Below are 20,687 nucleotides of genomic sequence, written 5' to 3'. Positions count from 1 at the left end.
CTACTCTTGTCTGGTTTTTCGGGGTGCACCATAGCATAAATTGAATGAAGAGCATCTAATGAGTTGATGTCATTCAATAAATAAAAACAATAGATGATGGGGGAACAGATGTGCCTAGCTGATCACTATGGCCGAGTTAAATGTAAGGTTCTTTATGTGAAGAACAACCTAATTGAAAAGCTTGAGTTTAATTATCAATTGACTAATAAATTTATGCAAAAGCATATGTTAGCCTTAATTTGTTTTACGAACTGTTTAGATAATTAATATGACTCCTGTAGCACAGATTCCGAACTAGTATACCTGTGATAGTAGAATGAAAAGGAGAGACAAGTGCCATTATTAGTTCTTTTTTATCCCCAAAGCATTACCAAATACCCCTTCCCTTTCTAGATTTTGAATGATCTTCTCTTGTGTGGGAGTTCGTTCAATAATTGCATTTCTTTTCCAAAATTCAGGGTCATAAGCGAACTTTTTAATGGCATCCCTATCATTTCCCCCTGTATTAGCTTTTTCATATGGCATCGCAGTTGCCTGGGTACTCGTTTCATAAAGGTAGGTCAAAGAGGAAACTTGAATGGGGAGGATTTCTTTTTTTAAGTGGTAATCCACATTGTAATGTACTTTCAAATATTCTATCGAACGGCTACCGGCGACATCTTTAAAACTTATTTCAAATTCATATTTTGGATTGACCATTTTCATTACCCAAAGTGGATGCTTATTCTTCATTTTCAATCCTAAATCGGAGTGGGTGATAAAGGTAATTTTCAAAATATCATACGAGTCGGTGTCTATAAAAACGGTTCCGTATTTAGAGTTTGATAGAGCAGGCACCTTGTAAGTAAAGCGGATCTCAGCAATTTCTCGCCCACCTTCTTTTCGTAGGTTCGCGACGCTGTAGTGGTAAAGATCACTACCTGTTAGGCTAATGACTGCGTGCCTGTTTGTATCGAGGTCGATGAGTCCATAGGCTTTGGTAAAATAGGAGAAGTCATCAAATTTATAGACGGCTTCCTGAGCCGCATATCGACCCTTTAGTACAGCGGTTCCCTCTAAACGACTATTGCTTGATTTAGTCGCATAGATGATTTCCTGCCACTCGGTTGTTTGATGATTAATTTGTGTGCTTTGTCTGTAGAGTGCTTTCCCATAAAACTTCAGATGAAAATTATCCATCAAATTTTGGGCGGCATGTGAGACTAATTCCCGGGCATAGTTCCCAATTTGTACTTCTGGAAGCAGTATGGGTATAGCCCTTAAACGAATGGTTTGATCTGTATTTCCCGCTATTTGAAGACTCGATTTCCCATAATTAAGATGGGAGATCACTAATTCAACTGGAAGTTCTTTCACCTGAAAAGTAAAGTTCCCCTCCTCATTCGTTAAGGTACTTACCTGATTTGTAGATATGGTGGCAAATGCTATTTTTTCGCCTGTTTGCGCATCAACAATATGACCTGTAATGGTAGTTTGTGCTAAACAGGTAAAATGAAGAATGGATACAATGAGGTAGGTATATAGATACTTTGTCATAGGATTACATTATAATGGAGGGTATAAAATCATTTTAAAATAGAGGAGGGCACATGCTCTCCTCCATTTTACTGTCTATTCAAATTGGACACTGGCACTTGCTGTCACTGAAGTACCAGTAGTCTGATTTGTGGTAGTTGAAACCGAAGCTGTCCATTTGTTTTCAAGACGCTCCTCTAATTCTTCTACTTCGAATAGAGCAATTAATTCTGGGGCAATACTGTTTTTTACAGGTTTCATAATAAGAGTTATTAATGGTTAGAGGGTCTATTTTATCCCATTTTTGCTGACCCTTTAAAGCAAGTTTTGGGAGGTCTTCATATCATTTGATAAGTGATTTATATTGAATGATCAGATATCGAATGGAAAGGATATAAAATAGTAGAATGGAAAGCAGTGCGCCATTTACATCCTGGATAGCTAGATCCCAGCGACTTATTTTTAACAGAATTTGATAGAGCGAAACGGGGAATTGAATAATCTCCTTCTGATACGTGATAAACGTATAACCTAAAAGGAGTAAAATGAAGAAGGAATTGATAAGGCCATATCCGAATAGAAAAATAGCCTGAGGGCTCGCGCTTATTTTGAACCTATTTGCTTTCCAATTTAGGAATGTCGTCTTACTAAATACGTTGAGAAGAACGCGCTTTGACCTTACTACCAAGTTCGGGGTATTTGTTATATCGGATAGCAACCAATAGCCGTCGAATCGGACAAATGGGTTAAACTCCCAAAGGACAAAGGTGCTGATAGATATGCAGGCGAATAAGCAGACCTCTGATTGAAATAGAAGGTAAATGATGCCCAGCACACCAGCATAAAGTAGTTCAGCAAATATGCCTCCTAGGTTTGCAATAATTCGTTGCTCTTTACTCCCCATCCAAATGTTCGTTATTTCAGCATACATCACCGGTAATACGAAGTAAAACCCGAAACCAATCCCGCCATGTTTCAGCTTGGCCTTTGCGCAGGCGGCAATGTGACCCAATTCATGGATGAGCATAGTGGGGTAAATCAAGAATAGCAAGGTTAGGTAATTTACTTGGCTCAGCTGTGGCCATGCGAAACCAAACACCATGCCTACTAAAAACAAGGATATTACCGCTATCGAAAACCAAAATACCCGAGGTTTAAAAAAAGGCTGAAGTGGTAATGATAAAAGCTGTGCTATTCGAGCATTGAGTAATGGGAGTTTAAGTTTTAAATACGTGTTCTTGATGCCAGGTTTTAGTGTTATTGCATCTTTCTTTAAAATGCGATAGCCCCCTAATTTATGATCAATTAAATCAGTGAAAGCTCCATAAGAAAGCGAATGATTAAACACGGTATTAAATGATCTGTGAGCCTCCATTAAATTAGTGCTAGAGGACAGAATTTCTACTAAGTCTGAAGTCGCTTGATTGAGTAGAAAATGCCTGTTTTCATCTACCTGAAGGACATTTCGATTTGCATCGAAAGGCTTTATTTGTATATTTTCTCTTAGAAGCATGATGCAATTGAATAATGATGCAAAGCATTTAACACGGTGCTTGTAGTAAAAACTCGGTTGTGGTCATCCACAAGACAATTAACTCCGAAGGAACTTTTCCTCCAATGTGTAATGGTGGATGGATCCATCACATCGGTGGCCGGGATTCTTAAAATTCGATTTGTTTGCCAGCTACCATCTTCTGTCTGATGGGCTAGTAACCACTCCACTCCTTTAGATATTGAATCTTGAAAGCTCGTTGCGTCATAGGTAATCAATGACTTGATGGCCAGTGCGGTGTAAAAAGCAGTAGACTCATTTGTCGTCGGATTAGGCCAGTAACCACTTGGGTGTTGTTCTCCAATCAGCCAAAGTGCTGGAGCTTCACAAATCGACTTAAAATCTGGATGATGTGATAATGCTTGCATGGCAAATGCCGTCGCATAGATATCGCTCGTCCACCAATAAGAAGTCCATCTCTTTTTATCCGCTAATAGCGTTGCAAGATGTAGACAGCTTATTTCATAGTCCAATCTCAGGGAAGGGATTTTAGCTAACACATAAGCAGCGGCTGCAGTAACGCAGGCATGAGAACTAGTCCAGCCCTTAAGGGAGGTTTCTTCTGGTATTTCGAGTTTAAGGCGCAAGGCCTCTTGATCCCGGTAGGTTACCCATCCGCCATCCTCATCCATGAATTCATGCCATTTAGTAATCAAATTCGGATCTACATCAATTCCGGATGCTTGTTGAAAGCCAATGATGAAACTAGCCGTATCTCCGTCTGCTAAACTGGAATCATTAAATGCATTAGATGAGAGTGAGTCCACTCTTTTTAAAACCGATTTTAATAAGGGGTGCAGGCTATTTACTTCTGCGAGCATCATTCCCACATAAGAACTTGTCCAAGTGGTACTTTGTCCTGCTGATGTAAGAAAATCAGTCCATTCAAACGAGGCATTTATGTTTTTTTCTAAGTAGGCGAGGGCAGACTGAATAGCTGAATCTAGCGAGTTCTCTTCCACCAACTCAAAGCTTTTCTCTGATTTAATCTGTGTTTTTAGGAACAGATTCTCTATTTCTTGTAAGTGAAATTGACACTTACTCACTTGTTTTTCTAGGAAGCTAACAAATAAGGGAAGTCCCGCAGAAGTTGCTAAATCAGCACTTTTTTCAAAATGCGCTACCGCTAATCGCATGTTTTTTTGTGCTATTCCTGACACATATAAATACTTATGTAAAAGGATAGGATCCTGAACGATCAGACCATTTTCTTTTAAGTATTCTTGTGTTAAATACATGGGGTATGTCCATTGCCCCTCTTTGAAATCGACTTTAAAGTCATCGATATCATCTATATATTGTAAGCCTAGGTGGAGTTGTTTAATGCAGTCAATCAAAAGATTGTGATTTGCCTGCGAATCCTGTAAACATTCGAGGGCAAATACGGCGGCAAAGCTCATCGAAGACTTGCCTATCGCTGTTTCTTGAAAACTTGCTTGGGTGATTTCCCCTTTCTGTCTCGAACCTTTTTTTTCTGACGCGAGTGTAGCGTAATAGGATTTTTTTAGGTTGCTAAAGAGTTCCCAGAAGGGGCTCCGTTCCGGATAAAGTAGGGCAAGCCCTCGCATCGCCTTTTCGTAGAATTCAAATCCGAGTCGCATTTCATCCAAAGAGAAACGCGAAGAATCAATCAGCTGATCTAAACTTATCAAAAACCTAAAGTAAAGGTAACTACTCAACGAAAGTGTTTCAACTTGAGCTGGGGTTACTTGCGGAAAAGCAGGAGAGAGGTAATAAATCAAGTTTAGATATAAGTGGTGCTCAGAAAGCATTTTTGCATCTAAAAGCGCCTCTTTTTCTGTTGTAGGAATCGATAATGTTCCTATGTAGTTGTGATAAAACGACATACCTTATTATTCTAGTGGTTAGCAATAGTGTGATCACCCTAAAAAAGGGGAAAACAGGGAATAAATGAGGGGGGAACAGATGTGCCTTTTGATGATTAAGGCCGGGGTAAATGTAGGATTGTTTTTTGGAAAAATACGGAAACCCCTAAAAAAGAGCTGAAATAACCAAGAAACTGATAATTTAAGCGAGTTGCACTAATCGTTTCGCCGCCTCTAAAAGCACCGCATCGTCCTTTGCAAAGCAGAATCGCAGGATTTTATCACCTGGATCGGTTTCGTAAAATACGGAGACGGGAATAGAGGCTACTTTGATTTCTCGCGTTAAGCGATCCGCTAAATCGACATCTTTTTCTGATGAAATAGCTGAATAATCAAGACATTGGAAGAAACTACCGGCACTTGGTAGGACTTTCCAGGCACTTCCTGCGAATTGGGAGGCGAATAGGTCGCGCTTTTTTTGGTAAAAATCAGACAAACCCAGGTAATGTGCGGGCTCTTTTAGATAGTCTGCTAAAGCATATTGCAAAGGCGTCGCACTCGAAAAAGTGACCCATTGATGTAGTTTTCTAAACTCGGATGTAAGGAATTCAGGCGCGATGCAGTAACCCATTTTCCAACCCGTGATGTGGTAGGTTTTGCCAAAAGACCCACATACAAAACTACGCTTCCGCAATTCTGGATGCAATAAAACACTTGCGTGCTGCGCCCCATCGAAGACGATGTGCTCATAAACCTCGTCTGAAATAATCAAGATTTTGGTTCCTTTCACCACCTCTGCAAAGGCATCCAGATCCGCCATCGACCAAACTGCCCCGGTCGGATTATGAGGACTATTGACCATAATCGCACGAGTGCGAGGACTAATGTGACGGGCTAATTCCTCCCAATCGATGGCAAAATTTCGAGATGCCTTCAAAGGAATATGTACTGGAATTCCTCCCGCTAGTCGAACCATGGGATCGTACGCATCATAACTGGGGTCGAACATAATCACCTCATCCCCGGGAGAAACACAGCAATGAACCGCCGAAAAAATGGCCTCTGTGGCTCCAGAAACGATGGTCACTTCCGTTTCTGTGTCTACTGGAATAGAATAGAATGACGACGTTTTTGCTGCTAATGATTGCCGCAAGGCAGGTACGCCAGCCATGGGGGCATATTGGTTATGTCCTTTCGAATAATGTTGAAGAAGTTCTTGTAAAGCAGGATCACAATCAAAACCAGGAAAACCTTGCGAAAGATTTAAGGCCCCATATTCAAGCGCCATGGCGGACATTTTGGTAAATATCGTCGTCTGAACGTGTGGCTGCTTCGAAGGAAATGTAATCATAGCCTAATTTAACAAGGCTTTTCCATCGTACCAAACCTGCTGCACCTCTAGCGCGGAATTCAATTCGACGAAACATGCCCGTTTTCCTACTTCAATACTGCCTAATTGATCTAAATTTGCCACTTCTGCCGGATAAACCGTCGCCATCCGAATAGCTTCTTCTAGCGGAATCGAAGCCTTTTGAACACAGTTTTGAATAGCCTCTATCATCGTTAAAGAGGAACCAGAAAGTACTCCCGCCTCGTTTGTGAAGCGACCTTCTTTGGCCAAAAACGAATACGGACCCGACACATCATTCGTCACCGCATCCGTGATTAAAAACAAGCGACCTTTTTTCAGGCGATACGCCAGCTCTAGCGATTTATAATCACAATGCAAACCATCTGCAATGACGCTCGTCCAAGCATCAGAATCGAAACTGGCACCCACTAAACCAAGCTGACGCGATTGCCATTGTGACATCGCATTAAACAGATGCGTGATGCGTGAAACGCCTTTTTGAATGGCATCCATCGCTTGTGAATACGTCGCATCGCTGTGCCCTAAAGAGCACATAATGTCACTATCCAAAAGCATTGAAAGTTCTTCCGAACTGAACATTTCAGGCGCAATCGTCAGATAGGTAGGAACGCCTGCAGTGCGTTCAATTAGTTCTTCGAGAAAGGCAAGACTAGGTTTTTGGACAAAGGCCTCGTTATGCGCACCCTTTTTAACCGGGTTAAAAAATGGTCCCTCTAAGTGCAAACCCACCAGACCTTCACCCTTATAGTTTTTATAGGCGTCGATTGCTTTCCACATGGAGGCAGCCGGCGAGCAGTTCAGTGTAATTTGAAAGGCAACAGTTCCTGTTTTATGGTGCTCATTAAAGGTAGCCTGAATCGAATCTGTTGTTTGGTGATTCGAGAATAAAATCCCGCCACCGCCATATATTTGCAAGTCAATAAATCCGGGTACCAGGAAGTTTTCAGTGGAAGCCCCTGAGCCCGAAGAGATAGCCGAAATATGGCCATTCTCAATCGAAATTTCCTTGTTCTCTAGCCATTGGTGGCCCGTGAAAATGCGGCTCGCAAACATCATTAGTATCCGGTTGCCTGTCCGTCTTTACGAGATTCCGTCGCACCATAATACACCTTACGAACTGGGTCGTACATAATGCATTGGTAGCCACCATAAATACCACTCATATAGCCAACCTGGTGTCCTTTTTGCAATAAATCGCGAATGACCTCATACGGATACCCGTGTTCTAAGGTAATCATGCCACCCGTCGTTTCCATCGTTTCGCCCGTCGGTTCTGATGATCCCTCGTGATTCATGCGGGGATAATCTCCCGCTTCTTGTACATTCATACCAAAATCCACCAAGTTCATCACAATCTGCACATGGCCCATTGGTTGGTACGCGCCACCCATCACGCCAAAACTCATCACCGGCTGACCATCCTTCGTCATAAACGCTGGAATAATCGTCTGGAAGGGTCTTTTACCCGGAGCATAGGTATTGTTTTCTCCCTCTTTCAAGTTGTATAATTCACCGCGGTCTTGGAACATAAATCCTAAACCATCTGGCATCATACCTGAACCAAAACCTCTATAATTACTCTGAATCAAGGACACCATATTACCATCCTTATCGGCCACCGTTAAATAGATGGTATCACCTTCTTTCAAGGCCGGATTTCCTGCTTCGTAATGGCGACCCGCGCGATTCGGATTGATCAACGCCCGGCGCTTCGCGCCGTACGCTTCTGAAATGAGTTCGGCAACTGGAATTTTGGCAAACTCAGGATCTGCATAATATTTCGCGCGATCTTCGAAGGCTAGTTTTTTGGCCTCTGTAAACAAGTGCACGTGCTCCGCTGAACCTAATTTAATTTTAGAGAAATCATAGCCCTCTAAAATCGTTAGCATTTGCAAAGCCGCGATCCCTTGGCTATTCGGCGGCAATTCCCACACATCATATCCACGGTAATTCACAGAAACCGGCTCCACCCATGTCGACGTGTGCGACGCTAAATCATCATAGCTTAAAAACCCACCATTCTTCTTCATAAACGCGTCCATCGTACGTGCCATATCTCCCTTATAAAAGGCATCACGCCCCTCTTTTCCTAGTTTTTCTAGCGTATTCGCTAAGTTTGGATTCTTGAAAATATCTCCTTCCACAGGAGGCTTTCCGTTCGGATAATAGTGATTCGCGACATTCGGAAACTTGCCATAAGCGGCAGGCACGCGACCTAAAGCGGAAGCAAATTCGCCGTGTACCGGAAAACCATTGCGCGCATACGAAACAGCCTTTTCTAATACTTTATTCATCGGCATCGAACCGAATCTTTTGTGCAATTCAAACCAGCCATCCACACAACCCGGCACGCTCACCGGCAATGGACCTAGCGAAGGAATATGCGTTAAACCGCGCTTTTTAAACTCGGCTAAAGTCAGCGATTTTGGCGATCTACCCGACCCATTCAAACCATATAATTTCTTCGTTTTTGCATCCCAAACAATGGCAAATATATCTCCTCCAATCCCATTCACATGTGGCTCCACCACACCTTCCATTGCATTCGCTGCAATCGCCGCGTCGATGGCATTGCCACCTGCTTTTAGTACATCCAGAGCGGCCTGAGTAGAAAGAGGATGTGAAGTAGCGGCCATCCCGTTTTGGGCAATAGCCTGTGAACGTGTCGCCCAAACTTTACCATACGGACGATCTTGCGCACTCGCTAGCATCGGAAGAATAAGTAGAAGTAGTAGTTTTTTCATAGTGTTAGTTTTGAAGAGGTAAATTAAGGGAAGATGGGCTTAAAAGCAAATGGGCTGTGGGGGTCGGCACTAGTCACTAGTCACTAGTCACTAGTCGATAGTCGCTAGTCGATAGTCACGAGTTGCTAGTCGCTAGTCACTAGTCTGAAGTCCGGAGGCATAAACAAAAAACCCCTAGACCTTCGCCCAGGGGTTTCTGCATTCTTGAACCCAATATATATTACACTACACTGTCTTTGTAAACCATTTTTGCTTGATGCGCTCCGAGATATAGTACATACATGGAACGATTACGAGCGTTAAGATGGTTGAGAACGTTAATCCGAAGATGATCGTCCAAGCTAAGATTCCCCAGAATACAGCGGAATCAGAACCTATGAAAATGTGCGGATTAAGTTCTGTAAATAGGGTAACGAAGTCGATGCTAAGTCCTAGGGCTAATGGAATTAAGCCTAATACCGCCGCCGAAGCCGTTAACAATACCGGCGTTAAACGAATACCACCCCCTTCGATGATCGCCTCTTTCAAGTCATAACCACGCTTGAAGCGAAGTTCCTCGATGAATTCGATCAATAGAATACCATTCTTCACGACGATACCCGCCAAGGCAATGATACCTACGCCGGACATAATCACGGAGAAAGTCATACCGAAAGCCATGAAGCCTAATAACACCCCGATTAACGATAATAAGATCGTTGCGAAGATGATTAATGGCTTAACTGCAGAGTTAAACTGTGTTGCTAGGATCAAATAAATTAACACCAAAGCCGCAAGGAAGGCTACCCCTAGGAAAGTTCCAGATTCTTTTTGGTCCTCTTGCTCTCCACCCATGCGAATTGTGTAGCCCTGTGGCACTTCGATTGCCTCGAAAAGGGTGGTTAATTCCCCTACAATTTCATTCGCGTTATAGCCTTGAATCACATCAGAACCCAAAGTCACGAGACGCTCTTGGTTTTTGCGGTTGATTTGGCTGAAAGAGGTTGCGTAGCGAATATCGGCGATTGAATTTAAAGGCACTTGACGCAAGGCGCCGCCCATGTTCATATCGCGGTAGGTGATATTCATTTGTAATAACTTCTCGATCTGGTTACGAGAATCTCCTTTTAAGCGTAACTGAATCGGATATTCGTCTTTCGCATCGCGGAATTTCGAGATCTCTGCTCCAAATAATCCCGTACGCACCGCCATCGCCACTTGTGCAGACGAAATGCCCTCGCGGGACGCTTTCTCCCGATTTACATCGATGATGATTTCCGGTTTGTTTGTCACTAAATCGGATTTCAATTCTTGTATACCTTGGATGCCGGATTTGATAATCGCCGCGCGCACCTTCTTCTCTAGATCTTGTAAAACATCGAAGTCATTACCTGCGATTTCAATGGAGATAGGCTTACCAGTAGGCGGGCCATTATTTTCTCTTTCGATAGCAAGCTCGACACCGGCTAACGGGTTTTTGGCAAAATCCGCTTGAATTTTACTTAAAACATCACCTGTTTTAATCCCCTCGCGCAACTGCAATTTCTCGAATGCGATGGTCACCTTACTCTTGTGAGGCGTTGGCCCACGGTCTGGCTGCATCGGATCGCCTGCGTTTTTACCTACGTTTGAAATGACCGAGTTGACGATTTTTCCATAGCCCTCTTTTTGAATAAAAGTTGACACACGTTTCTCGATTATTTTCGTCATAGAATCCGTTACGACCGCATCGGTACCAATCGGGTTTTTGGCATAAATATAAATGTAATCTGGATCACCTGAAGGGAAGAAAACCACCTTAGGCTTCACCACACCCATTAGAGCAATTGTAACAACTAACAAAACGAACGCTGAAATAGTCGCATAAATCGGACGTTTTCCCATCAAAACCCATGAGATTAACTTGCGGTAATTCGTCTTGAAGTTAGGTAAAGTCTTCTCTTGGAAAGGCACAATCCATTTCGGTGTGATCACAAAGTGATTAAACACATACAGAATAATGCACAGAACAAAGAAGTTACCAAAGCCAAAGTGACCCAAGCCAAAGCCCATCACATAGCCAAAAATTGCCAAACTCAACAAGATAAATACGGTGCGACGGATATCCGAGAATTTCGGGTTTTTCACATCATTCACTTCTTCATCGTGCCGCTTCATGAACGTAATTGCGAATACCGGATTCATGACATAAGCCACAAATAGAGACGCGAAAAGCGTGATAATTAACGTGATAGGCAAGTATTTCATGAACTCTCCCACGATACCGGGCCAGAAAAGCAAAGGCAAGAAGGGAGAAATGGTCGTTAACGTACCTGATAAAACGGGGATAAATACCTCTGAAGCGGCTAATTTAACCGACTCAGTAATCGTTAATTTCTTGAAGTTATTGAACAAACGGTGCGCATTCTCGATCACCACAATCGCATCATCCACCACAATACCTAGTCCTAATAGGAAACCAAAAAGAACAATGGTATTTAAGCTGAAGTCTAAAGACGGCATGAATAAGAAGGTCAACAAGGCCGATAAAGGCACTGAAAGACCTACGAATACGGCATCTCTAACCCCCATGAAGAACATCAACACGATAACCACGAAAATGAAACCTAGGACAACCGTATTAATCAAATCCGCTAAATCGCCACGCGTACGCTCCGATTGATCCGCCGTGGTCGTCACGGTTAATCCTTCTGGGAATCTATTTTCTTTGTATTCTTCGATGGTCTTTTCTATGCGATCTGCCGCCTCGATTAAGTTCGCTCCCCCACGCTTGATCACGTTCAGGGTAATAACCGATTTGTTGTTCAAACGGGCGAAGTCTTGCTTCTCTTCATAGCTGTCTACTACTTCAGCCACGTCCTTTAAACGAACGCGTGCTCCAGTCGAGGAACCGATCATCAAGTTAGCTAATTGGTCCACAGCCTTAAATTCACCCGTCACACGAAGGGAACGACGAACACCACCCACGGCTAAATCTCCACCTGAGATGTTGACGTTTTCGCCTTGAACCGCAGATTGAATATCATAGAAAGTCAAACCATAACTCTGCATCTTGTACAGGTCTAGGTTGATTTGGATCTCTCTTTTCAAGGCACCGATGATGTCTACGCGGTTAATTTCCGGCATGCCTTCGATCTCGTCTTGTAAGTCCTCCGCGTATTTCTTCAACTTATCTAAGGGATAATCCCCCGCGATGTTGATGTTCATGATCGGGAATTCAGAGAAGTTAACTTCTGCTACCGATGGCTCACGCGTTAAGTCTTTGGGTAAATCAGCAATCGCTTTGTCGACCGCATCTTGTGTTCGTTGCTTCGCAATGGGGACGGTGACATCCGTGTTGAATTCAACGATGATCACGGAAACATCCTGCAAGGCATTCGACTTCACGCGCTTTACACCCGTGATCGATTTGATTTGCTTTTCGATCGGTTTATTGATCGTGTTTTCGATATCCGAAGGAGTCGTTCCGGCATAGACTGTCTGGATGACCATTTGAGGCACCACGATGTCCGGGAATTGCTCCTTGGGAAGGCTCGAATAGATTCCCATCCCCGCCACAAAAATGATGAACGTGAAGATGTAAACCGTCGTGCGGTTTTGGGCTAACCAGCCCACCATGTTATAAATCAAGCCTTTGCCTTCTGGCAACTGCTCATTTTTGATATTTTTTTCCATTTTCTACTTAGAAAGAGATGGCTGTACCATCTACTAAATCTTGAAATCCTTGTGTAATAAGTGATTCGCCTGCTTTCAGACCCTCTGTAATCTCTGCTTGGCCATTGTAGGTTAAGCCTACTGTCACCTGACGCGCACGAGCCACTTTTTTGCCATTTTCTTCTACCGCCACATAGACTAAATTTCCTTTTTCGGTTTTTTGGATAATGTTTTCGCTGATCACGATCGCGTTTTTCTTCGATGTATCGTTGATGTTAATCACCGCTAATAAGTTCGGCTTTAAGTCGCCACCCGCGTTCGGGATGCGCGCTTCGATGTCGAAAGTACGTGTTAATGGGTTCACCATTTTAGACACTAACGAGATACGTGCTTTCAATTCCTTGTTCAAATCAGGGAATTTGATGCTGATTTCATCACCTTGCTTCACTGTTCCTACATAAGAATCAGCGATTTTAGCAGAGATCTTTAAGTTGCCTAAGTTTACGATTTGAACGATTGGGACACCTGGAGCACCCATTTCGCCGGCTTTTTGGCGCACTAATTCGATGGTTCCGGCAATAGGAGCTGTTACGCGTGATAAGCCTAATTGTGCTTTCAAAGTCACGATTCTTTTCTCCAAAGACTCCATATTCGACTTCGCGCTCAAGTATTGAACCTCTGTTCCGATTTGTTGATCCCAAAGCGCTTTTTGCTTCGTAAAAATCGTCTTCGCTAAGGAAAGTTGTTGACGAACTTCTTCCAATGATTCTTTCAAGATGTTGTTGTCTAACGTCGCAATCAATTGACCCTTAGATACTGTTTGTCCTGCTACTACTGGCAAAGTTAAAATCACACCACCTGTTTGTGGGCTTACTAAAACGGTGTTTTCTGCTACAACATTTCCCTGCGCTTCTACGAAGTGCTGGAAGTTTTGAGCGACTAAAGGGCTCACGCTTACGGTGATTACTTTCGCTATTGCTTGATCTGAAGGCTTCCCTACTTCTTTTTCTAAAGCAGCGATTTTCGCCTGGATTTCTTTTTCCTGGCTCTTTAAGTCAGCTAATTCTTGCTTCTTATCTTTTGATCCGCAGGCTGCGAATAAAATGATTCCACTTAGGAGGATGGCTATTTTTTTCATGTTTCAGTTAGTCTATGTATAGTGTACCGTTTGCTTTTTCTAATTCAACTTTAGCTACTAAAGCATTATAAAGTGCTGTAAAGTAGTTTGCTTGTGATTCTTTAATGGATGATTCTGCGTTCAAAACCTCTAAGTTTGAACCTACTCCGTTTTGGTATTTCACCCGCGTTACACGAGAGATTTCATTCGCTAATTCTAGGTTCGCCTTTTGTTCTTTCATGGATTCCAAAGCATTCTTCATCGTAATACTCGCCTGTGAACGTTGCATGTCGATAGACGACTTTAGTAAGCCGTAGGACTGACGCACCTTTTGTAAGTTGTTGGCTGATTGAATGGCTCTGTATTTTTTTGAGTAGCCATCAAAGATTGGAATCTGCAAGGCCACTGTTACAGCGGCATTATCGAACCAAGGCTTGCTCACTAAATCACCAAATCCATTCGCTCCCGCGTTATAACCATAGTTTGCGTTCAACAATAAACGCGGTAAATAACCCGCCTTGATACTTTTTAAATCCAGTTCCGCTAAGCTTTCCTGTGTTTGCAAAATGGAATACTCGATGCGACTTGAGTAATTGAAATCTCCTGCAGCATTTGTATTAAACGTCGCTAATTCCACTTTTTCCAAAGTTTCACTTAATCGAATCGGCTCTTCCATAGGGTAGCCCATCTGAAACTTCAATAAAGAGTAGCTTAATGCTTGTAGTCGATCGATGTTTTCTAGTTCCGTCCGTAAATTGTTTGCTTGTACATCTAGACGTTGTACGTCTATCTTTTCTACAAATCCTTGCTTATTCAGCTCGCGCGTCTCTTTTAATAAGGTATCTAATCGAGCCACATTTAAGGCTAATAGGCCTTGACGTTTTTCATTGACCAAAATTCCATAATATGCCTTCGTCACATTCTCTGCTACTTGTTGCTTGGATTGTGTTACGGACTTCACGGCTAAGTCTTTGTAAACCGATGACGCCTTTAAACCCAGTAAATACGTTCCGTCAAAAACCAATTGGTTTAATCCCACATTCGCAAAACCAGCATTATCTACCCCAAATTTCGCCGCAATCAATTCCCCTTCAGCTGCCGCTGGATTGAAAATTCTAGCTGGGATAAAAACACGTTGCAGGATGAGGTTGTTGGTGAGCGAAAGAGACCCATTGACTTGTGGTAAGCCCATTGCTCTGATTTCATTCACCTTTGCATTTGCGTTCTGCAAGTCGAGTTGGCTATTTTTTACTTGTACCTGGTGTGTGATAGCGTAGTCTACGGCCTGTTTTAGGCTAAATGACTGCGCTGTTGCTGCCAGAGAGGTCAGTAAAAATAGACCGGCGTAGATTTTTCTTAGGCGGATCATTAGTTTAAATTGTTTTGGTAAGATGTATAAAGCGTTAAACCTTTTTCAGTCAAAATGCCTCGCATGAAAATGTCCATCATCGTTATCTGAGTGTCATACAAGGATAATTTATTGTTAGGGTAAAAATCGGGGTTGAAGGCTAAATCAACTTCAGCCATGCGCAAGCGGGCAAGTAATTCGAAATCGATGTCATTTCTAAAGTAGCCGAATTGCGCGCCTTTTTTAAAGTCGGCAATTAAGTTTTGGTAAATACATTTTTCTCCATGCTCTTTGAAGACTTGAAACGCTGCTGGAAAGTATTTTTGGATTTCAAAAAGCAATCGGGGATTCATCTGAGTCAATAAATCTTTTGTCATTTCAAAAGACTTAAACATCTTTTCGATCACATTCGAATAAAGCCTATCGAGCTCATCCCACTTCGCAAAATCCTGTTCAGTGAAGTTTTTTACAACCTCTAAAACCATCGAATCTTTATCCGGAAAATGTTGATAAATCGTTTTTTTCGAAATGCCTAATTCGCTCGCAATCGCATCCATCGTTACGGTCTTGACACCGTAGCGGAAGAATAATTCAGTTCCTTTTTCTAAAATACGCGATTTCATTTGCTTAACCCGTTGACTTATCGGGAAGCAAAACTATGGAAACTTTTAGAGACTACAAAGTTTTCTTGTATTATTTTTAGATTACCGAATGATTAAAAAGGTTTAACGGCCAAAATCATCCTGCAAACGAACGATATCTGATTCATCCGATGGGTTCTCCACATCGGTATGCTGCCAAATCTCCGTCACCACACCCCAGTTGTCTAATCCGACTAAACGGTGGCGCATACCGGTGGGCAAAGTAATCAATTCACCCTCTTGGTATACACCCGGTACAGATTGCTCATCCGTGTCTGAGATCACTACCCCCACTGGGCCGTGATGAACTGTCCACACTTCTGCTCTTCGGAAATGGTACTGCCAAGATAAACGCTTGGAAGGAGCCACTACTAAGAACTTAGGGCTTAGCTTTTGGGTGATCTGGATGGCATCCATCGAAAGCTGTGGAAAGAATTGAGCTGCAAACTTGGCTGCTTGGTTTTCATCTAACACAAAGAATCCCCCCCATGGTCGGCTGTGGTCTTTGTCGATAATTGTGTAACCTTGAGAAAGGATGTAAGTTTCGACTTGTGCGAAGACTTCAGAGGCAGGAGTGTTTGAGCTAAAATTCATAGGGCAAAAATAAAAAAAAGACGGGAGAGCATCCCGTCTTTTCTATTCTATTTATTGAATGGTCACTTACAGTGTCCAGCCGTTGCGGTATTCGCGTTTAACGAATTGGTTCGCTGCATCGAAGTTCGTGATGCGCATGTTTGCTGCATCCCACTCCAGTTTTTGACGACCAATGTATTTCGCATTACGGCCTTCGCCTTCGCGCAACATGTACGAACGAATGGCGATGTTACCCATTAAAACAGATTCTGTAAATGGAGCAGCGTAATCGAATGGAGAACTTACTTCCATATTGCCAAAACCAGCCTTACAAGCCTCTACCCACTGCGTATTGTGTCCGTTATCTCCACCTTTCACACGCGCTAAGCTTGCTTTAGGAAGTTCTGATTCATCTACACGCTTACCATTTTTAAACACTTTAGGATACATACCATATGTTCCGCAAGTCATAATTCCTTTCGATCCGATTAAGATAACCCCGTTTGAACCATCTGGATCACCGATCATCTCTGTCGCTGGAATTCCATCTGGATGCGGAGCCCGAAGACCCCCATCAAACCAAGTTAATTTCACTGGAGAATTATTCTTCTTCGAAGGACCATAGTGCAATGTTACCATCGAGCTAGGAGGGCATCCTTGAGGAATGTATTCTGGCGTCCAATCTTGTAAGAAGACAGAACCTACAGAACATTCAACATCGATCGCATCACGGATACCTAATACTTTGAAAGGAGGGTCTAATAAGTGACATCCCATATCGCCTAGTGCACCAGTACCATAATCCCACCAGCCTCTCCACTTGAATGGAAGTAAAGCTGGGTTATATTCTCTGTATTTCGCTGGTCCTAACCAAAGATCCCAATCTAATTCTGCCGGTGCTGGTGATCCAGCGGCAGGATAAGCGATTCCTTGTGGCCATACGGGACGATTCGTCCAAACATACACTTCTTTTACTTTTCCGATCGCACCGCCATCAAACCACTCCATCATTTGACGAACACCGTCACCTGATGAACCTTGGTTACCCATTTGCGTCACGACTTTCATCTCTCTCGCTTTCTCGCCTAAAAGACGCGCCTCGTAGATATCATGTGTTAAGGGTTTTTGAACGTATACGTGCTTCTTACGACGCATCGCCTCCATCGCTATCGTTGCGTGGGTGTGATCCGGAGTAGAAACGATGACCGCATCTACGTTGCTACCTTCTTTATCTAAGGCTGCACGGAAATCACGGTAGTAATTTGCTTTTGGAAGGTCTTTTTTGATACGCACGATTTGGCGATCATCTACGTCGACTATTGCGACGATGTTTTCAGCACCTTTGTTATACGAATTCATGATATCGCTGTAGCCTTTTCCGCCACCACCGACACCCATGATGTTTAATTTGTCTGAAGGAGCCGTGTACCCTTTACCCAAAACGTGGCGAGGGACAATGTAGAAACTGGCTGCGGCTAAACCCGCTTTTTGCAGGAAGTTCCGTCTTGAAGTGTTACTCATGGTTGATAGGTTTTAATGATGGTATGTAAGTTTGGAAAAAAAAATAAGAAAACAAAAAAAAGGGGTCAGCTTTCGCTAACCCCTCTCAGTATAGAACAGGTGAATGCTCTTATTCAGCCTTCTTAGATTTTTTCTCTAATTTTTTAATCGCTTGTTCTCTCTCAGCGCCTTCCATTTGCTCTTTTAAAGCAGATAATGCACCGATATCGCCCATAGTCGATTTCTCAGCTGAAACAGTCGCTGTTTTCTCAGCTGACTTAGTTGCTTTTTTCTTCTCTGGTTTCGCCGCAGCAGCATCAGCCGCTACTTCTTCAGCCGTAGCTGCAGTGAAGGTACGTGTGTGAGATAAGATGATCTTACGCTCTTCTTTGTGGAACTCAGTTACCACGAAGTCTAACGCTTCACCTGCCTCAGCCACTGACTCATCCGCCTTAACTAATTGCTTCAAAGGGGCTAAACCTTCGATGCCGTATGGCAATTCCAATACACCGAACTTGTCATTCTTAGAAATGATCGTTGCTTTTTGTGTAGAACCTAAAGTGAACACACTCTCAAATGTATCCCAAGGGTTTTCCTCTAATTGCTTGTGTCCTAAAGCTAAACGACGGTTATCCGCGTCTAATTCGATCACAACTACATCTAAAGAATCACCTACTTTAACGAATTCAGACGGGTGCTTGATTTTCTTCGTCCAAGACAAGTCAGAAACGTGAACTAAACCGTCGATACCTTCTTCTAACTCAAGGAATAAACCGAAGTTAGTTAAGTTACGAACAGTTCCCTTGTGCTTCGTACCGATTGCGTATTTCGCTAATAAATCAGTCTTAGTCCAAGGATCTTCTGTTAATTGCTTGATACCTAATGACATCTTGCGCTCAGCACGATCTAATGTTAACACTACTGCTTCCATTTCGTCGCCTACTTTCAAGAAATCTTGTGGGTTACGTAAGTGTTGAGACCATGACATCTCAGACACGTGGATTAAACCTTCAACGCCTGGCAATACTTCTAAGAAAGCACCGTAATCAGCTACGTTAACGATTTTACCTTTTACTTTCGAACCTACTTCAGTTCCAGCAGCTAAAGCTTCCCAAGGGTGAGCTTGTAATTGCTTCATACCTAAAGAGATACGTTTTTTGTTTTCGTCGAAGTCTAATACCACCACTTGGATTTTTTGATCCAATTTCAATACCTCTTGTGGGTGGTTGATACGACCCCATGAGATATCTGTGATGTGAAGTAAACCATCTACACCACCTAAATCGATGAACACACCGAAATTAGTCATGTTTTTGATCACACCTTCTAGTACTTGACCTTTATCTAAGTTCGTTAAGATCGTTTGGCGTTGAGCCTCAAGATCTTTCTCGATTAATACTTTGTGAGATACAACTACGTTGTCATTTGTGTGGTTGATTTTAACAACCTTAACCTCCATGTTTTTACCTACGAAAATATCGAAGTCACGGATAGGCTTCACATCAATTTGAGAACCAGGTAAGAATGCCTCGATTCCAAAGATATCTACGATTAAACCACCTTTTGTACGGCGCTTAACGAAACCATTGATGATTGTATCTTCTTCTAATGCTTTCTCGATGTTAGTCCATGCACCCATCACCTTAGCTAACTTACGTGACAAGGTTAATTGTCCGTTTGCGTCTTCTTGGTTCTCGATGTACACTTCAACTTCGTCACCAGCTTTCAAATCCGGCATATCGCGGAATTCTGAAGCAGATACTAAACCATCAGATTTGAATCCAATGTTAATGATTACTTCACGGTCAGTCTTGCTTACCACAATACCTTTCACTACTTCCTTCTCAGTGACCGAGTTTAAGGTTGCTTCGATAGCAGCCTCCATTTTTTCTTTTTGTTCTGTAGTATAGTTACCACCGAACCCTTTTCCTTCAACTAAATCCCAGTCGAAATCTTTTTTTACTTTTGACATAAATGAGTGCCCTTTTGGCTTTCGCCTACATCAACAAGCTGGGCTAACCTGTTGAAATTAAGTTTGAAACAATTTTTAAATTGGGGTGCAAAGCTACGAAGAATTAGTTTATTTTCCATCTTTTGTGCTAAATTGTTCTCATAAACCTGCTTAACCCATGAAATTTTGCTTTTTAGCCCTTTTTTTCTTGTCCCAAAACCTTTTTGCTATGTCTAATCCCGGAAAACCTTTCGGTCAAACGCCTGCGGGCGAGTCTGTTACCTTGTATACTTTGAAGAATGCACGCGGCATGGAAGTTCACATCATGAACTACGGCGGCATCATCCAAAAAATCCTAACTCCAGATCGCCATGGTAAAGTAGAAGATGTAGTGCTGGGATATGAGACTTTGGCAGAATACATAAAAGACACGCCTTACTTCGGAGCAATCGTAGGCCGGTTTGGAAACCGCATCGCGAATGGGAAATTTTCGCTGGATGGCAAGGAATATACACTCGCTGCCCAAAACAACGGCCAACACCTTCACGGCGGCCTTGTCGGCTTCGATAAGAAAGTATGGAAAGTGGACGCAGCCTCCGCGCAAAGCCTAAGTTTATCTTATGTTTCGAAAGATATGGAGGAGGGATTCCCCGGAAACCTACGCGTTAAGATGACTTATTCCTTATCTGAAGACAACGAAATCAGCATCGCCTACGAGGCAACGACGGACAAAGCGACGGTATTGAACCTGAGCAACCACTCCTATTTTAACTTAAGCGGCAACGCGAAACGCGATATTTTGAACCAAGAAGTGCAGATCGATGCGTCGCGTTTAGTGGCGGTGAATAAAGTGTTGATCCCCACGGGAGTGTTAATGCCGGTCGCAGGAACGCCGTTTGATTTTACGAAGCCACA

The 20,687-nt window shown here is 42.8% G+C and carries 15 protein-coding genes; 1 reads left to right on the top strand and 14 read right to left on the bottom strand.

Annotated elements, in window-relative coordinates:
• Positions 1-342 precede the first annotated feature (342 nt).
• The 14 genes from ACILP5_RS06340 to rpsA form a co-directional block, all read right to left on the bottom strand.
• The gene (locus tag ACILP5_RS06340; protein ID WP_395617813.1) at positions 343-1,536 is read right to left on the bottom strand and encodes a carboxypeptidase-like regulatory domain-containing protein; all 1,194 of its coding nucleotides are present in this window, start codon (positions 1,534-1,536) and stop codon (positions 343-345) included.
• A 75-nt stretch (positions 1,537-1,611) separates the two neighbouring features.
• Positions 1,612-1,776: a hypothetical protein gene (locus ACILP5_RS06335; protein WP_395617812.1), complete on the bottom strand. Its 165-nt coding sequence runs from the start codon at positions 1,774-1,776 to the stop codon at positions 1,612-1,614.
• Between the two features lie 82 nt (positions 1,777-1,858).
• Positions 1,859-3,028 carry a hypothetical protein gene (locus tag ACILP5_RS06330; protein WP_395617811.1) on the bottom strand — a complete coding sequence of 390 codons (1,170 nt, stop codon included), beginning with the start codon at positions 3,026-3,028 and terminating at the stop codon, positions 1,859-1,861.
• The gene (locus ACILP5_RS06325; protein ID WP_395617810.1) at positions 3,019-4,914 is read right to left on the bottom strand and encodes a hypothetical protein; all 1,896 of its coding nucleotides are present in this window, start codon (positions 4,912-4,914) and stop codon (positions 3,019-3,021) included. The genes ACILP5_RS06330 and ACILP5_RS06325 overlap by 10 nt, the downstream gene beginning before the upstream one ends.
• 181 nt (positions 4,915-5,095) lie before the next feature.
• The gene (locus ACILP5_RS06320) at positions 5,096-6,244 is read right to left on the bottom strand and encodes a methionine aminotransferase (RefSeq protein ID WP_395617809.1); all 1,149 of its coding nucleotides are present in this window, start codon (positions 6,242-6,244) and stop codon (positions 5,096-5,098) included.
• A gap of 3 nt (positions 6,245-6,247) precedes the next feature.
• Positions 6,248-7,321, bottom strand: coding sequence for an N-acetylglucosamine-6-phosphate deacetylase (nagA, locus tag ACILP5_RS06315; RefSeq protein WP_395617808.1), 1,074 nt, complete (start codon positions 7,319-7,321; stop codon positions 6,248-6,250).
• Positions 7,321-9,009, bottom strand: a complete 1,689-nt coding sequence (ggt, locus tag ACILP5_RS06310) for a gamma-glutamyltransferase (protein ID WP_395617807.1) — start codon at positions 9,007-9,009, stop codon at positions 7,321-7,323. Before ggt ends, nagA begins: the two co-directional genes overlap by 1 nt.
• A gap of 225 nt (positions 9,010-9,234) precedes the next feature.
• Positions 9,235-12,606: an efflux RND transporter permease subunit gene (locus tag ACILP5_RS06305; RefSeq protein ID WP_395617840.1), complete on the bottom strand. Its 3,372-nt coding sequence runs from the start codon at positions 12,604-12,606 to the stop codon at positions 9,235-9,237.
• 64 nt (positions 12,607-12,670) lie between these two features.
• The gene (locus tag ACILP5_RS06300) at positions 12,671-13,780 is read right to left on the bottom strand and encodes an efflux RND transporter periplasmic adaptor subunit (RefSeq protein ID WP_395617806.1); all 1,110 of its coding nucleotides are present in this window, start codon (positions 13,778-13,780) and stop codon (positions 12,671-12,673) included.
• Between the two features lie 7 nt (positions 13,781-13,787).
• Positions 13,788-15,128, bottom strand: coding sequence for a TolC family protein (locus ACILP5_RS06295; protein ID WP_395617805.1), 1,341 nt, complete (start codon positions 15,126-15,128; stop codon positions 13,788-13,790).
• Positions 15,128-15,730 (bottom strand): TetR/AcrR family transcriptional regulator, encoded by a 603-nt coding sequence (locus tag ACILP5_RS06290; RefSeq protein WP_395617804.1) that lies wholly within the window; start codon positions 15,728-15,730, stop codon positions 15,128-15,130. The genes ACILP5_RS06295 and ACILP5_RS06290 overlap by 1 nt, the downstream gene beginning before the upstream one ends.
• A gap of 102 nt (positions 15,731-15,832) precedes the next feature.
• Positions 15,833-16,342 carry a phosphoheptose isomerase gene (locus ACILP5_RS06285; protein WP_395617803.1) on the bottom strand — a complete coding sequence of 170 codons (510 nt, stop codon included), beginning with the start codon at positions 16,340-16,342 and terminating at the stop codon, positions 15,833-15,835.
• Positions 16,343-16,408: 66 nt separating this feature from the next.
• The gene (locus tag ACILP5_RS06280; protein ID WP_395617802.1) at positions 16,409-17,842 is read right to left on the bottom strand and encodes a Gfo/Idh/MocA family protein; all 1,434 of its coding nucleotides are present in this window, start codon (positions 17,840-17,842) and stop codon (positions 16,409-16,411) included.
• Positions 17,843-17,951: 109 nt separating this feature from the next.
• Positions 17,952-19,793: a 30S ribosomal protein S1 gene (gene rpsA, locus ACILP5_RS06275; RefSeq protein ID WP_395617801.1), complete on the bottom strand. Its 1,842-nt coding sequence runs from the start codon at positions 19,791-19,793 to the stop codon at positions 17,952-17,954.
• Positions 19,794-20,001: 208 nt separating this feature from the next.
• On the opposite strand from rpsA, the gene ACILP5_RS06270 reads away from it, so the two are divergent.
• Positions 20,002-20,687 (top strand): aldose epimerase family protein (locus ACILP5_RS06270; protein WP_395617800.1); only part of this gene is annotated, 686 nt, incomplete at its 3' end.

Source organism: Aquirufa sp. (assembly GCF_044239315.1).
GTDB lineage: Bacteria > Bacteroidota > Bacteroidia > Cytophagales > Spirosomataceae > Aquirufa.
The sequence above is the reverse complement of the archived record's forward strand: the minus strand, read 5'-3'. Positions and strand labels throughout refer to the sequence as shown.

What these genes read in the sequence shown, in the direction of transcription:
- ACILP5_RS06340 (WP_395617813.1), bottom strand. Translation starts at nt 1,536, where the DNA reads ATGACAAAGTATCTATATACCTACCTCATTGTATCCATTCTTCATTTT.
- ACILP5_RS06335 (WP_395617812.1), bottom strand. Translation starts at nt 1,776, where the DNA reads ATGAAACCTGTAAAAAACAGTATTGCCCCAGAATTAATTGCTCTATTC.
- ACILP5_RS06330 (WP_395617811.1), bottom strand. Translation starts at nt 3,028, where the DNA reads ATGCTTCTAAGAGAAAATATACAAATAAAGCCTTTCGATGCAAATCGA.
- ACILP5_RS06325 (WP_395617810.1), bottom strand. Translation starts at nt 4,914, where the DNA reads ATGTCGTTTTATCACAACTACATAGGAACATTATCGATTCCTACAACA.
- ACILP5_RS06320 (WP_395617809.1), bottom strand. Translation starts at nt 6,244, where the DNA reads ATGATTACATTTCCTTCGAAGCAGCCACACGTTCAGACGACGATATTT.
- nagA (WP_395617808.1), bottom strand. Translation starts at nt 7,321, where the DNA reads ATGATGTTTGCGAGCCGCATTTTCACGGGCCACCAATGGCTAGAGAAC.
- ggt (WP_395617807.1), bottom strand. Translation starts at nt 9,009, where the DNA reads ATGAAAAAACTACTACTTCTACTTATTCTTCCGATGCTAGCGAGTGCG.
- ACILP5_RS06305 (WP_395617840.1), bottom strand. Translation starts at nt 12,606, where the DNA reads ATGGTGGGCTGGTTAGCCCAAAACCGCACGACGGTTTACATCTTCACG.
- ACILP5_RS06300 (WP_395617806.1), bottom strand. Translation starts at nt 13,780, where the DNA reads ATGAAAAAAATAGCCATCCTCCTAAGTGGAATCATTTTATTCGCAGCC.
- ACILP5_RS06295 (WP_395617805.1), bottom strand. Translation starts at nt 15,128, where the DNA reads ATGATCCGCCTAAGAAAAATCTACGCCGGTCTATTTTTACTGACCTCT.
- ACILP5_RS06290 (WP_395617804.1), bottom strand. Translation starts at nt 15,730, where the DNA reads ATGAAATCGCGTATTTTAGAAAAAGGAACTGAATTATTCTTCCGCTAC.
- ACILP5_RS06285 (WP_395617803.1), bottom strand. Translation starts at nt 16,342, where the DNA reads ATGAATTTTAGCTCAAACACTCCTGCCTCTGAAGTCTTCGCACAAGTC.
- ACILP5_RS06280 (WP_395617802.1), bottom strand. Translation starts at nt 17,842, where the DNA reads ATGAGTAACACTTCAAGACGGAACTTCCTGCAAAAAGCGGGTTTAGCC.
- rpsA (WP_395617801.1), bottom strand. Translation starts at nt 19,793, where the DNA reads ATGTCAAAAGTAAAAAAAGATTTCGACTGGGATTTAGTTGAAGGAAAA.